The sequence below is a fragment of the Aquibium pacificum genome (assembly GCF_040839445.1).
Taxonomy (GTDB): Bacteria; Pseudomonadota; Alphaproteobacteria; order Rhizobiales; family Rhizobiaceae; genus Aquibium; species Aquibium pacificus.
In genome coordinates this window covers 456421-469536 of record NZ_JBDPGJ010000001.1, presented here as the reverse complement: position 1 = coordinate 469536, position 13116 = coordinate 456421, and the positions used below count along the sequence as shown (strand labels likewise).

Sequence of the window (13116 nt, the reverse complement as noted above, 5' to 3'; positions counted from 1 at the left end):
CGCGAGGAAGAAAAGAGCGCACATACTATCGCGCCGCATCGCCGCACTCTAGAACCTCCCTGTCTCGTCGAAGGAACCCGGATGGAAGACGCTCTCGGCAAGCAGCCCCTCGAAGTCGCCCCTGTGCCTCGCGACGGCAATACCTTCATGGTGACGCATCGGCTCGTGCTCTCGATCGCGGTCCCGATGACGCTGGCATACCTGACAACTCCCCTTCTGGGCATCACGGACACCGCAGTGGTCGGCCAGTTCGGCGACGCCGCTCTTCTGGGAGGGCTTGCGGCCGGCGCGATCGTTTTCGATCTGGTGTTCGCTACCTTCAACTTCCTGCGGTCCGGCACCACCGGTCTGGTGGCCCAGGCCTACGGACGCGGCGACGGGCGCGCCGAGCAGGCATGGTTCTGGCGCGCGTTTGCGATCTCGATCGGCATCGGCGTCGTTCTCGCCCTCGTCGGCCCGGCGATCGCGTGGATTGGCGCGCTGTTCATCGACGGCGGTCCCGCCGTGACCGAGGCGATGAAGAGCTACGTGATCATCCGCCTCATCTGCGCACCCTTCGCGCTCGCCAATTATGCCATCCTCGGCTACGTGCTCGGCCGGGGCGAAGGCATGCTCGGCCTGTTCCTCCAGATCCTGCTGAACGGCGCCAACATCGCTCTTTCGATATGGCTCGGGCTGGTCCTCGGATGGGGTCTGGAAGGCGTCGCCTGGGGCACCGTCTGGGCCGAGCTGATCGCCTCCATCGTCGGCCTCAGCATCGTACTGAAGCGTTTCGGAAAATTGCCGCGCCTGCCGCTTTCGGAACTCCTGGATCGGATCGCGCTCAGGCGCATGATCGCAGTGAACCGCGACATCATGATCCGCTCCTTCGTCCTCCTCTTCGCATTCGCGTTGTTTGCCCGCCAAGGCGCCCAGCTCGGGACCCTGACGCTCGCGGCCAACGCCGTGCTGATGAATTTCTTCCTCGTGGCGGGTTACTTTCTCGACGGCTTCGCAACCGCTGCGGAACAGCTCGCCGGACGCGCAGTGGGCGCCGGCCAACGGAAGGCGTTCGCGGACAGCGTGAGGCTGAGTTCGTTCTGGGGATTTGCCCTGTCGGGGCTTGTCGCGGCGGTCGTCCTGATCTTCGGCGACCAGTTGGTGGCGTTCATCACCACCGCGGCGGACGTGCGCGAACAGGCGTCCGCCTACCTGCCCTGGGCCGCGCTGACAGCCGTGTCGGGCGTCCTCGCCTTCCAGATGGACGGCGTCTACATCGGCGCGACGTGGTCGCGCGACATGCGCAACATGATGCTCCTGTCCTTTGTGCTCTACGTCGCGGCGCTCTTTGGGTTGACCGCGCTTTACGGAAACACCGGGCTGTGGGCGGCGCTGCACGTCTTCCTGATTGCGCGGGGTCTCAGCCTCACGGCGATCCTGCCGTTCCGGATGCGGGAGACCTTCGCGTCGGCGCCGTTCCCGCCCGAGGAGCGCCGCTGATCAGCCGATCGGCTGTGCCGCCCAGTGGTCGACCCGGCTGTCGCGGATTTCGCCAAGCGAGGTGAGCCCCTCCCGGTCGCAGTAGGCCGACAGCCCCTTGACCATCCGCCCCGGCAGCGATGGCCCGGCATAGATCATTGCCGTGTAGAGTTGCACCAGATCGGCGCCCGCCCGGATCTTCTCCAGTGCCGTCTCGGCCGAGTCGACTCCGCCGACGCCGACCAAGATCGTTCGCGCGCCCACGCGCTTGCGAATGCGGGCGAGCACCGCCGTCGAGCGGCCGAACAGCGGTCTTCCCGACAGTCCCCCCGACTGGTTCGTCTGTGCGTCAGCACGGAGGCCGGCCCGCGAAAGGGTGGTGTTCGAGACGATGATGCCGTCGATCCCGTTCGCTTCCACTTCGGCGGCGATGTCGTCGAGGTCGCCTTCATGCAGGTCGGGCGCGATCTTCAAGAGGATCGGGACAGCCGGCGCGGCCGAAGATCGGCGAGCCTCTGCGACGCGCAGCAGGAGTTCGGCAAGTTGCTCCCGTCCCTGCAGGTTGCGCAGGCCCGGCGTGTTTGGCGATGAGATGTTGACCGTCAGATACGTGGCGAGCGGCGCGAAGCGGAAGACGCCGGCGACGTAGTCGGCGACCCGGTCGGCGGTATCCTTGTTGGCGCCGATGTTGACGCCGACGATGCCTTTGTGGCCCCGCCGGGACGAAAGCCGCCGGAATGCCGCCTCGTGGCCTTCGTTGTTGAAGCCGAGACGGTTGATGACGGCCTGGTCGCGCGTCAGGCGAAAGATGCGCGGCCTCGGATTGCCGGGTTGCGGCAGCGGCGTTACGGTTCCGACCTCCGCGAAGCCGAAGCCCAGCCCGAGCAGTGCATTGGGAACTTCCGCATTCTTGTCGTAGCCCGCGGCCATTCCCAGAGGATTGGGGAACTCCAGACCGCCCAGCCGGACTGCCAGCCGGGGATCGGGTGCGGCGCGGTGACCGAGCGGCAGTCCGGTCTTCAAGGCCGTGATCGACAGTCCGTGCGCCGTTTCCGGATCGAAAGCGAAGAGGGCCCGCCGCCCGGCCACCTCGAGCAGACTTCTCACGCAATGAGGTCCGGAAAGACGTGACGCCCGTCGGGTCCGAGCGGCAGCGGCTTCACCCATAGAACGTTATGCGTGGAGAGCGAAGCGTAGAGATGCGGGAACAGCGCGCCGCCGCGCGAAACCTCGTACTTGAGCTGTTCGCCCAGACGGTCCGGATCGACGGCGACGAGGACCAGATCGGCCTGCCCTGCGAAATGTTTGGCTACGGTCTCCTCGACCTGAGCGGCGGTCGAGAAATGGATGAAGCCGTCGGCCACGTCGATCGGCGCTCCGGTGAATGAGCCGTTCCGTTCGGCCTCGTGCCACATCGCGGAAGGGCAGATCTTGTAGATTGGTTCGGTCATGGCCGCCCTATAGAAGCATTTCGCTGACGAGGGAATGGCTGCGACCGCCGCTACAACCCATTTCCGGCGCATTCCCATGCATCATCTGTCGCGGGCAACAGGAGGACTTCATGCGCACGATCTTGATCGCATCGGTGCTGGCGCTGGGAACGGCCGGCGCGCAGGCCCAGGACGATAGCCGCTACACGCTCCAGCGGACCGACGACGGCTATGTCCGGATGGACAAGATGACCGGGGCGATGTCGATCTGCACCGAAAGAAGCGGTCAGTTGGTCTGCAAGCTCGCGGCCGACGAGCGCGGGGCCCTGCAGGCCGACATGGAGGAGATGCAGGACCGGCTTGACGGACTTGAGAAACGGCTGGCTGCGCTCGAGACCGGACGGCAAGACGCTGTCGGCGGGCTGCCCACCGAGGACGAGTTCGAGAAGTCGCTCAGCTACATGGAGCGGTTCTTCCGCAGCTTCATGGGAATAGTTCGGGAGTTCGAGCGCGAGGAGAAGCCCGCGCCGGAGCGTACCTGACCGCTGCCTGTCAATCGGACGGCAGCGGCACGGTCCGCCGCGTCGACAGGTCGAGGAGAATGGCCACCACCTCCCCCGTCGCGATCGGTTTCCCGTCGCCGAGGCGGACGAGTTCATGGCGCAGGTGCAGCGTCTTGCCGCCGGGGCGCAAAGGCAGCGAGTAGAGCACGAGCCCCTCGCCTGCCCGGGCCGGCATGTGGTGGGTAATTTTCATTTCGAGAGCGACCCGGCCGATGTTTCGCGCCTGAAGAAGCGCGATCCCCACCCCCGCCCGTTCCCAGACATGGGGAGCCGCGTCCGTGAAACGGCCGATGTAGAACTGTTCGAGAAAATCCCCGGCAGCGTCGCATTCCGCTGGCGCGACGATGGTACGCTGGGAGATCAGCCCGCCACGTGCCAGCATTTCCTCACCCGGTATCGGCATTGCCACCCCGACCTCGAGGCCGCGCGGAACCGCATTCTGGGCCGCGACCGCTTGCACCTCGAAACCTGTGGGAATTCCCTGGCAGGGCGCATCGAGCGCGGAGGCCGCGAGCTTGCCGGTCAACAGATTGTCCAGAAGATGAACGGAATGGCCCGCGAATGGTCCATCCGCAATTACGCCTGACCGCGTACGCGTGATCGTACCGGCGCGCAATTCGGCGTGGAAACGCACGTGGCGGGTTGCCGGCAAAGGTCCATCGATGCGGCCGCCGCGCATGCCGGCAAAGAGCCGCGCGGCCTCGTCGAATCGCTTGAAGTAGAACTGGACGTTGAGGTGGTCGTTGTCGTCGCATTCCCATGTGTTGACGAATGAGCGGTGCGTCTCCGCGAATGGTCCCACCGAAGCCGCGCTCCCGCCAGATGCCTGCTCTTGCATTTCCTTGCCCCGACTCTCGCCCATCTTTCGCACGGCTTCTTATCAGAAGGAGGGCATTGAAGCGGAACGGGAATTCGGACTCTTGCAATGGGAAACGCGACGACGGAGACCGAGCTTTTTAGTGCGCGGCAAAGGCGAACGGCTGAACGCCGAGCAGGTCCAGCAGCAGCGAGGACGCGAAGAACCCGCACGCGGCGATCAACGTCGTCCTGGCGAACAAGGCGTACACCTCGCGCAGGACGGTCGAAAACATGCGGTTCGAACGCTCGCAAGATGGCCTCCACCTTTCGTCCAGGTAGATCCAGGCCTCCGTCCGCCTCGGTGGCACGGCGTGGGCCTGCAGGGCCTTGAAGGTGAGTATGGCGGACATGAGAAGCGTGGTGATGGCACCGCATTTGAACGCTAGCACGGGATCGAAGGAAAACGCCACCATCAGCAATATGATGGCCAATGATCCGAAGAGCACTGCTCTCCCGACGCAGATCTCGGCGACGTGCCTGACGGGCTCCATACCCGGCCTCCGACATTGGCGATTTGCCAGCAGAAATCCCGAAACACGTGTTCTGTTCCATCCGAAACGTATCTTCCGCGCGACCGCGGGTGATCCGTTCCGCCTATCTGCTTGAATTCGCCGGGCGAGCCCGCATAATCACCTTCCCGTTATCCGACCGGCGTGCGAGAAGAGTCGGAGCCGGGCATGGGAGGGCGCCTTTGGCACCGGAGTTGAAATTCGTCGTCGCGGACGATCACCCGCTGTTTCGCGGCGCCCTCAGGCAGACGCTTGCGGGCACCGCGGAGAATGCGACCATCCTCGAGGCCGGCACGTTCGCCGAGACCAAGACGATCGTCTCGAACACCGACGACATCGACCTCGTCCTTCTCGACCTGACGATGCCAGGCGCCAGCGGCCTCTCTGGACTGGTCGCCTTGCGTGCCATCAATTCCGCTGCACCCGTCGTCGTCGTCTCGGCGCGGGACGATGTAGAGACCATCCGTCGCGCGATCGAGCTCGGCGCTTCCGGATTCATCTCGAAGTCGGCCAGCATGGACGAGATCAGGAAGGCCGTGGAGACGGTGCTCGCCGGCGGCGTCTGGATCCCGATGGATGTCGATCTCGGCGCGGAGATGGATCCCGAGATATCCGACCTTATCCAGCGCCTCCAGACGCTGACCCCGCAGCAGGCCCGCGTGCTGAGCATGATCGCCGAAGGGCTTCTGAACAAACAGATCGCGTACGAACTCAGCGTCTCGGAAGCGACGGTCAAGGCGCACGTCTCGGCCGTGCTGCAGAAGCTCAACGTGGACAGCCGCACGCAGGCGGTCATTCAGCTGTCGCGCATTGGCTCCGAGGCGCAGCAGGTCCCGGGTTCCTGACCCAGCCGACCTGCCCGGCGCCGTGTCTTCATTCTGCCGCGGGCGTAAGCTTGCGGTTGCGCATCAGTACGGCGCGAAGTGCCGCAGGTTTCACCGGCTTGTTGAGGATCGGAACGTCGATCGAACCGGCCTTCTCGCGCACTTCCGAGGACCGGTCGGCGGTCACAAGCACCGCCGGCATACCTTCCCCGAACCGCTCGCGCAGGGCGCGGATCACGTGCAGCCCGTCGTCCCTGTCGAGGTGATAGTCCGCCAAGATCACGTCGGGCGGCATCGCCTGCATGAGTTCCTTCGTCTCCGGCAGGTGGGTGAAGGTCGACACGCGGCAACCCCATCCTTCGAGGAGGAGGCGCATTCCGTCGAGGATGCGTCCGTCATTGTCGATGCACATCACCTTCAGCCCGTCGAGGGATCGTCCCGCGGCGGCCGAACCGATGGCCGTCACCGTCGCCTCCTGGTGGAGTGGCGCTGCAATCGGCAGGATTACCGAAAATCGTGTCCCGCGGTCCTTGTAGGACGAGATGCGAATCTCGAGCCGGAGGACCCGGGCGATGCGGTCGACGATCGACAGCCCCAGCCCCAGCCCCTGCGCCTCGCGCATGCCCTCGTCGAGACGCGTGAACTCGCGGAACACGGTGTTGAGTTTGTCGGGTGCGATGCCGATACCCGTATCCAGCACCTGGATCTCGACGAGGTCCCCCCGGCGGCGCGCGCCGACCAGCACCGTTCCCCGGCGGGTATACTTGATCGAGTTGGAAACAAGGTTCTGCGTCAGGCGGCGCAGGAGGTTGCGGTCCGTCGAGACGGTCAATGAGCAGGGCACCACCTTCAGCTCCAGGCCCTTTTCCCGTGCCATTGGAAGGAAGTCGTTCGCGATCTGGCGGAAGAGACCGTCCAGGCGGAACGACGTGACGGACGGTTTCATCGCACCGGCATCCAGCCGTGAGATATCGAGCACCGCGCCGAGGATCATCTCGACAGATTCGAGGGCGGATTCGATGTTGCTCGCCGCAGAGCCGATCGACCCCTTGCCTGCCTGTTCCAGGAGCGACGAACAGTAGAGCCGTGCCGCATTGAGCGGCTGGAGGATGTCGTGCCCGGCGGCGGCGAGGAATTTCGTCTTGCCGAGATTGGCTTCCTCGGCGAGCATCTGCGCCTGCGCCAGTTCCTCGTTGACTTGCATGAGTTCGGCGGTCCGGCGGGCAACGCGCTGTTCGAGCGTTTCGTTGGCGCTCTTCAGGGCGAGGCCGGCGCGCACGCGGGCGGTGATGTCCGCGTAGGTCGCCACGATGCCGCCATCCGGCATCGGGTTGGAACGCACCTCGATGATGCGCCCGCTTGCTGCGAGTTCGATCTGCCAGGGATTGCCGAAGGTATTGAGCCGCTCCAGCGTCAGGCCTTCCGCCCCGTGGGCGATGTCGCCGCGTCGCGCCAGATGCTCGAGCACCTGACCGATCGAGACCCCGACCTGGCCAAGTTCGTCCGGCAGGTCGAAGAGCAGGCGGAACTGGCGGTTCCAGCAGATCAGGCGGAAATCCTGATCGAACACGGTGACCCCCTGCTCCATCTGGTCGAGCGCGGTCTGGAGCAGGTCGCGGTTGTGCTGGAGCGCCTCGGAAGCGTCGTCGAGCAGCTTGAACGCGTCCTTGACGGTCGAGTCGCGCCGCTGCAGCAGCAGGGAGAGGATCAGGCGCGCCGAGGAGGAACCGACGGCGCTTGCCAGCAACTGCTCGGAAAAGCGGATCACAGTCACGTCCGCCGGCACGCTCCCGTCGATACGCCGGCCGGAATTGTGCCCGAAGGTCTCGAACGATCGCTCCGTCCGCTCGGCGCCGAGATAGCGCGAGATCGTGTCCTTGAGATCATCGACGGTGACGGCGGTGCGGAACCGACGCAGGCTCGGCATCGGGCTGACCTCGCGCGGCACGAAGATCGAGGCCTGGATGCGCTCGAGCGGCGACGCAGCGCGCGAAAGCGACCCGAGGATGTAGCCGGCGGTGTTCAGGAGCAGGCTCCAGAAGACGCCGTGATTGAGCGGTTCCGCCACGACGCCGAACAATGCTTGCGGCCGCAGCGCCTCCAGGCCGAGCGGGCCGTGGACGATGAAGGCCGTATCGGCCGGTGCCAGTGACGGAAGCAGGAGCGTATAGCTCCAGGTCAGGATACCTGCGGTCATCCCGATGATCGCGCCGCGCGCGTTCGCCCGCCGCCACAGCAGCCCGCCGAAGAAGCAGGGCGCGAACTGCGCGATCGCGGCGAAGGACATCAGGCCGATCGACGCGAGCCGCGCATTGTGGGTCGATTCCCTGTAGTAGAGAAACGCCGCGAAGAGGATGATGAAGATGGCCATTCGGCGCACGTTCATGATCACCTGCGCCCAGTTCTCGTTTTCACTGCGGCCGGCGCTGAGCAGGCGCCTGAAGAGCAGCGGGATGACGAGGTCGTTTGAGATCATGATGGAGAGCGCGACGCTCGCAACGATGACCATTGCGGTCGCCGCCGACAGTCCGCCGATGAAGGCGGCAACGGCAAGCAGGTCGTGCCCGGTGAGCAACGGCAGCGACAGCACGTAGAGATCGGCGCTCGTCTGGCCGCCGACGCTGACCAGCCCCGCGAAGGCGATCGGTATGACGAAGAGGTTGATTAGCACGAGATAGACGGGGAAAACCCAGGTCGCGGTGCGCAGTTCCGACGCGCCGCGGTTTTCCACGATCATTACGTAGAACTGGCGCGGGAGCATGATGATCGCGAAGGCGCTGAGGCCCGTCAACACGAACCAGGTGGCAAAGGACGTCGGGTAGGCCGATGCAGCGGCCACTTCGACGTTCGCCCTGACCGCAGCGATCAGATTGGCCGGGCCGTCGAAGAGGAAGAAGACGACGGTTACGCCGACGGCCAGGAATGCCGCCAGCTTGACCACCGATTCGACGGCGACCGCGAGGATAAGGCCGTCCTGGTGCTCGGTCGCATCGGCGTGGCGCGTGCCGAAGAGCACCGCGAACAGCGCCAGAAGCACCGCCACGAGCAACGAAATGTCACCGATGATCAGATCGATCGATGGCGGTGCGCCGTTGTAGTGCTCCACCATCAGGCTCACCGACCCGGATATCGATTTCAATTGCAGCGCGATGTACGGGATGGCGCCGATCGTCGCGATGATGGTCGCGATGGAGGCGACCGCGAAGCTCTTTCCGTACCGCGCTGCCAGGAAATCGGCGATGGAGGTGATCTTCTCGGCCTTCGAGAGACGGATGATGCGGTTCAGGAGCTGATAGCCGAATAGAAACACCAGCACCGGCCCAATGTAGATCGCGACGAATTCAAGTCCGCGTTCCGACGCAAGGCCGACCGAGCCGAAGAAGGTCCAGGACGTGCAGTAGATCGCTAGGCTGAGGGCATAAATCCACGGGCGAGGCTTGCCCGGCTGCAGGCGCGCGGCGCGGCGGTCGCCGATGCTCGCGATCGCGAAGAGCAGTGTCAGGTAGGCGACAGCGATAATGACGACGACCCAGCCGTGCATGCCGGTTCCTCCTGGCGCCGATGTTCATCAACTCCGCGTCAAAAAGCAAACGCCCCGTCACGCCGCATCATCCGCCGGAACGCGTGCGGCCCATGCATCCAGCGGCTGCGACTTGTCGTATAGTTCGCGGGCAGATCGGGATTCGCCGCTCTGCCGCCTGGTTCAAAGGAGAGGGTCCAATGTTGAAGGAATTCAGGGAATTTATCTCGAAGGGGAACGTCATCGATCTCGCCGTCGGCGTCATCATCGGTGGCGCGTTCGGACTGATCGTCAAGTCGCTGACCGACGACGTCATCATGCCGATCGTTGGCGCGATCTTCGGCGGCGTCGACTTCTCGAACTACTACATACCCCTTGCATCCGGTGTCACGGCCACGACGCTGGAAGCGGCCAGGGAACAGGGTGCGGTTTTCGCCTACGGCAACTTCATCACCGTGATCATCAATTTCCTGATCCTTGCCTGGATCATCTTCCTGATGATCAAGGCCGTGAACAGCCTTCGCCGCCGCATGGAGGAACCGCAGGCGACGCCCGCGCAGCCCGCCCCTCCCCCGGCCGACATATTGCTCCTGACCCAGATCCGCGACCTGCTCGCCAAGGGCGGCGAGCCTCCGCGGGCGGTCTGACGCTCCGCGAAGATCGGGCCAACAGGGAGACGCTTGCGGTCCGAACCGGGACCACGAGCGTTTTCCTGTTGAGCGGAGCTGCCCTGCGCCGGCGAGACTTGCCTATTGGCGGCCGTTTCTCTATGCGCTCGACATGAACACCGCGGCCCATCCCGACACTGTCCTCATCATCGACTTCGGCAGTCAGTTCACGCAGCTGATCGCTCGGCGCGTGCGCGAATCCGGCGTCTATTCCGAGATCGTTCCGTTCCAGTCGGCAGAGGAGGCGTTCCATCGGACAAGGCCCAAGGCGGTGATCCTGTCGGGCGGCCCCGCCTCGACCAGTGAGGCCGGCAGCCCGCGCGCGCCGCAGGTCGTCTTCGATTCCGGCGTGCCGGTGCTGGGAATCTGCTACGGCCAGATGACGCTGTGCGTCCAGATGGGCGGCAAGGCGGAAAGCTCGCCCCACCGCGAATTCGGCCGAGCCTTCGTGGAAATCGAGAAGGAATGCCCGCTGTTCGACGGCATGTGGGCACCGGGCCAGCGCCATCAGGTCTGGATGAGTCACGGCGACAGGGTCATTGCTCTGCCCGAGGGCTTCGAGATCCTGGCACGCTCGGACGGCGCGCCGTTCGCCGTCTTCGGCGATACGGACCGGCGAATGTACGGCATCATGTTCCATCCCGAAGTGGTTCACACGCCCGACGGTGCCAGGCTGCTGTCCAACTTCGTCCACGGCGTCGCCGGCCTCGCGGGTGACTGGACTATGGCCGCCTACCGCGATCAGGCGGTCGAGGCGATCCGTAGTCAGGTCGGCGACGGCAAGGTCATCTGCGCGCTGTCGGGCGGCGTCGATTCTTCCGTCGCGGCGCTGCTCATCCACGAGGCGATCGGCGAGCGGCTGACTTGCATCCTCGTCGACCACGGCCTCATGCGCAAGAACGAGGCGCAGGAAGTCGTCGAGATGTTCCGGCAGCACTACAACCTGCCGCTGATCCTGGTGGACGCCTCGGACCGCTTCATCGGCGCGCTCGAAGGCGAGAGCGACCCGGAGAAGAAGCGCAAGACGATCGGCCGCCTCTTCATCGAGGTCTTCGAGGAGGAAGCAGGAAAGCTCGGCGGCGCCGACTTCCTCGCCCAGGGCACGCTCTACCCCGACGTGATCGAGAGCGTCTCCTTTTCCGGCGGCCCGTCGGTGACGATCAAGTCGCACCACAATGTCGGCGGCCTACCCGCCCGCATGAACATGAAGCTGGTCGAGCCCCTGCGCGAACTCTTCAAGGACGAGGTGCGCATCCTGGGCAAGGAACTCGGCCTGCCAGAGAGCTTCATCGGGCGCCACCCCTTCCCCGGCCCCGGCCTGGCGATCCGTTGCCCCGGCGGCATCACGCGCGAGAAGCTCGAGATCCTGCGCGAGGCCGACGCGATTTATCTCGACGAGATCAGAAAGGCCGGTCTCTACGACGCGATCTGGCAGGCCTTCGCCGTGCTCCTGCCGGTCCAGACGGTCGGCGTCATGGGCGACGGCCGCACCTACGAATTCGTCTGCGCGCTGCGTGCGGTAACCTCGGTCGACGGCATGACCGCCGACTTCTATCACTACGACATGGAGTTCCTCGGCCGCGCGGCGACCCGCATCATCAACGAGGTCCGCGGCATCAACCGCGTCGTTTACGACGTGACGAGCAAGCCTCCCGGCACGATCGAGTGGGAATGATCCCACTCCGAGCACCGCCTCGAAAGGCCGCAGCCGCATGAACCAGACCGCCATCTTCTGGCCGATGATCGCGCATGTAGCGCTGGTCTACGGCGTCTACTTCATGATGTTCCTGCGCCGCATGTCAGCCGTCAGGGCCGGCAGCGCCAGGGTATCGCAGTTCCGGGAAAACCGGGACGAGCCGGCGCAGAGCCTGTTTGTGCGCAACAACCTGACGAACCAGTTCGAGCTGCCGGTCCTCTTCCACGTTTGCTGCCTCGCGCTCTACGCGACGGGCGCTGCGGGAGCGGTTGCGGTGGCGCTGGCGTGGCTGTTCGTGCTTTCGCGCTACGTGCACGCCTGGATTCACGTCACAAGCAATCGCATCCGCTTCCGCCAGCCGGCTTTCACGCTCGGCTTCCTGGCGCTGGGCGCGATGTGGATCGCGCTCGCGATCCACATTCTCTGAAAAAAAGCTCAGTCGGCGTCGGCGGGCGTCAGCTTGAGGAGCCTGCCGCCGGCGCGGTCCTCCAGTGCCCAGAGCGCGCCGTCGGGACCCTGCTCGACCTCGCGGATGCGCGCGCCCATGTCGAAGCGCTCCACCTCGCCCGCGAGCGTTCCGTCCTCCTGTTCGCCCAGTTCGACATGGATGATGGCGCGGGCGCTGAGGCCGCCGATCACGGCATCACCCTGCCATTCCGGGAAGACGCCGCCCGAGTAGATGACGAGCCCGGCCGGCGAGATCACCGGGGTCCAGGATGCTTCCGGCGCCTCGAATTCGGGGCGGGTCGGATGGTCCGGTATGTCGCTGCCGTTGTAGTTGCGTCCGTTCGAGACGACCGGCCATCCGTAGTTTTCACCCGGCTTGATCAGGTTCAGCTCGTCGCCGCCGCGCGGTCCCATCTCATGCGCCCAGAGCCGGCCCTCGCCGTCGAAGGCGATGCCCAGCATGTTGCGATGGCCGACGCTCCAGAAGGTTTGGGCAAGCTCGCCCTGATCCTGGAACGGGTTGTCGTCCGGAGTGGAGCCATCCGGGTCCAGACGGATGATCTTGCCGAGGTTGACCTCCATGTCCTGCGCCGGCGTCTGCTTCTGACGCTCGCCCGACGTGATGAACAGGTGCTCGCCGTCGGGCGAGAACGCAAGGCGGTGGGAGTAATGCCCTTCCCCGGTCACCTTCGGTTGCTGCCGCCAAATGACCTGCAGATTCTCCAGCGACGCGGAACCGCCGTCACGGACCAGGGTCGCGCTCGCCACCGCCGCGCCGCGTGTGTTCCCGTCGCCCGGCTCGGCAAAGGAGATGTATACCCGGTCGTTCTCGGAAAACTGCGGATGCAGGACGATATCGCCCAGACCGCCCTGGCCGCCATAGGCGACGTTCGGCACGCCGGAAATTTTCGTCTTCTCGCCATCCTGCGAGACGAGGAGCAGGTTTCCGGATTTCTCGGTGACGAGCAGGTTTCCGTCGGGCAGGAAGGTCATTGCCCACGGCTCGTTGAAATCGGTAACCGGCGCCACGGACAGCGTGGTGCCTGCGTTGCCGATCACCGTCGCGCTCTGCGCCGAAGCGTTCGAAGCGACGAGGGGAACCGCAAGGGCGGCAATGACAACGGGTCGAATTCGCATGATCTG

At 65.0% G+C, this 13116-nt stretch carries 12 protein-coding genes; 6 read left to right on the top strand and 6 right to left on the bottom strand.

The genetic code is table 11. The annotated features are described in order from the left end of the window. Positions 1 to 81 precede the first annotated feature (81 nt). Positions 82 to 1479: an MATE family efflux transporter gene (locus tag ABGN05_RS02320; protein ID WP_373695875.1), complete on the top strand. Its 1398-nt coding sequence runs from the start codon at positions 82 to 84 to the stop codon at positions 1477 to 1479. On the opposite strand, the gene ABGN05_RS02315 is transcribed toward ABGN05_RS02320, so the two are convergent. Beyond that, the gene (locus ABGN05_RS02315) at positions 1480 to 2565 is read right to left on the bottom strand and encodes a quinone-dependent dihydroorotate dehydrogenase (RefSeq protein ID WP_367952377.1); all 1086 of its coding nucleotides are present in this window, start codon (positions 2563 to 2565) and stop codon (positions 1480 to 1482) included. It lies immediately after the preceding gene. Further along, positions 2562 to 2909 carry a DUF952 domain-containing protein gene (locus ABGN05_RS02310; RefSeq protein WP_367952376.1) on the bottom strand — a complete coding sequence of 116 codons (348 nt, stop codon included), beginning with the start codon at positions 2907 to 2909 and terminating at the stop codon, positions 2562 to 2564. Before ABGN05_RS02310 ends, ABGN05_RS02315 begins: the two co-directional genes overlap by 4 nt. A 110-nt stretch (positions 2910 to 3019) precedes the next feature. On the opposite strand from ABGN05_RS02310, the gene ABGN05_RS02305 reads away from it, so the two are divergent. After that, entirely contained in the window at positions 3020 to 3430 is a 411-nt protein-coding gene (locus ABGN05_RS02305; protein WP_367952375.1) for a hypothetical protein, read from the top strand. Positions 3431 to 3440: 10 nt separating this feature from the next. On the opposite strand, the gene ABGN05_RS02300 is transcribed toward ABGN05_RS02305, so the two are convergent. Beyond that, a complete protein-coding gene (locus ABGN05_RS02300) occupies positions 3441 to 4253 on the bottom strand; it encodes a thioesterase family protein (RefSeq protein ID WP_367952374.1) in 813 nt (270 codons plus the stop codon). Positions 4254 to 4407: 154 nt separating this feature from the next. Then, positions 4408 to 4800 (bottom strand): hypothetical protein, encoded by a 393-nt coding sequence (locus ABGN05_RS02295; protein ID WP_367952373.1) that lies wholly within the window; start codon positions 4798 to 4800, stop codon positions 4408 to 4410. Positions 4801 to 5000: 200 nt separating this feature from the next. Here ABGN05_RS02295 and ABGN05_RS02290 point away from each other — a divergent pair, with 200 nt between their 5' ends. Next, positions 5001 to 5663 carry a response regulator gene (locus ABGN05_RS02290; protein WP_367952372.1) on the top strand — a complete coding sequence of 221 codons (663 nt, stop codon included), beginning with the start codon at positions 5001 to 5003 and terminating at the stop codon, positions 5661 to 5663. Between the two features lie 28 nt (positions 5664 to 5691). Here the strand turns inward: ABGN05_RS02290 and ABGN05_RS02285 are convergent, their stop codons facing one another. Next, the gene (locus ABGN05_RS02285; protein WP_367952371.1) at positions 5692 to 9183 is read right to left on the bottom strand and encodes a PAS domain-containing hybrid sensor histidine kinase/response regulator; all 3492 of its coding nucleotides are present in this window, start codon (positions 9181 to 9183) and stop codon (positions 5692 to 5694) included. A gap of 179 nt (positions 9184 to 9362) precedes the next feature. Here ABGN05_RS02285 and mscL point away from each other — a divergent pair, with 179 nt between their 5' ends. The 3 genes from mscL (at position 9363) to ABGN05_RS02270 (ending at position 11953) form a co-directional block, all read left to right on the top strand. After that, a complete protein-coding gene (gene mscL / locus ABGN05_RS02280) occupies positions 9363 to 9809 on the top strand; it encodes a large conductance mechanosensitive channel protein MscL (protein ID WP_367952370.1) in 447 nt (148 codons plus the stop codon). Positions 9810 to 9942: 133 nt separating this feature from the next. Further along, positions 9943 to 11505 (top strand): glutamine-hydrolyzing GMP synthase, encoded by a 1563-nt coding sequence (guaA, locus tag ABGN05_RS02275; RefSeq protein ID WP_367952369.1) that lies wholly within the window; start codon positions 9943 to 9945, stop codon positions 11503 to 11505. 37 nt (positions 11506 to 11542) lie between these two features. Further along, a complete protein-coding gene (locus ABGN05_RS02270) occupies positions 11543 to 11953 on the top strand; it encodes an MAPEG family protein (protein WP_367952368.1) in 411 nt (136 codons plus the stop codon). 8 nt (positions 11954 to 11961) lie between these two features. On the opposite strand, the gene ABGN05_RS02265 is transcribed toward ABGN05_RS02270, so the two are convergent. Next, a complete protein-coding gene (locus ABGN05_RS02265; protein ID WP_367952367.1) occupies positions 11962 to 13110 on the bottom strand; it encodes a PQQ-dependent sugar dehydrogenase in 1149 nt (382 codons plus the stop codon). Positions 13111 to 13116 lie beyond the last annotated feature (6 nt).

Coding starts and splice junctions, on each gene's coding strand:
- ABGN05_RS02320 (WP_373695875.1), top strand. CDS start 82: ATGGAAGACGCTCTCGGCAAGCAGCCCCTCGAAGTCGCCCCTGTGCCT.
- ABGN05_RS02310 (WP_367952376.1), bottom strand. CDS start 2,909: ATGACCGAACCAATCTACAAGATCTGCCCTTCCGCGATGTGGCACGAG.
- ABGN05_RS02305 (WP_367952375.1), top strand. CDS start 3,020: ATGCGCACGATCTTGATCGCATCGGTGCTGGCGCTGGGAACGGCCGGC.
- ABGN05_RS02295 (WP_367952373.1), bottom strand. CDS start 4,800: ATGGAGCCCGTCAGGCACGTCGCCGAGATCTGCGTCGGGAGAGCAGTG.
- ABGN05_RS02285 (WP_367952371.1), bottom strand. CDS start 9,183: ATGCACGGCTGGGTCGTCGTCATTATCGCTGTCGCCTACCTGACACTG.
- mscL (WP_367952370.1), top strand. CDS start 9,363: ATGTTGAAGGAATTCAGGGAATTTATCTCGAAGGGGAACGTCATCGAT.
- guaA (WP_367952369.1), top strand. CDS start 9,943: ATGAACACCGCGGCCCATCCCGACACTGTCCTCATCATCGACTTCGGC.
- ABGN05_RS02270 (WP_367952368.1), top strand. CDS start 11,543: ATGAACCAGACCGCCATCTTCTGGCCGATGATCGCGCATGTAGCGCTG.
- ABGN05_RS02265 (WP_367952367.1), bottom strand. CDS start 13,110: ATGCGAATTCGACCCGTTGTCATTGCCGCCCTTGCGGTTCCCCTCGTC.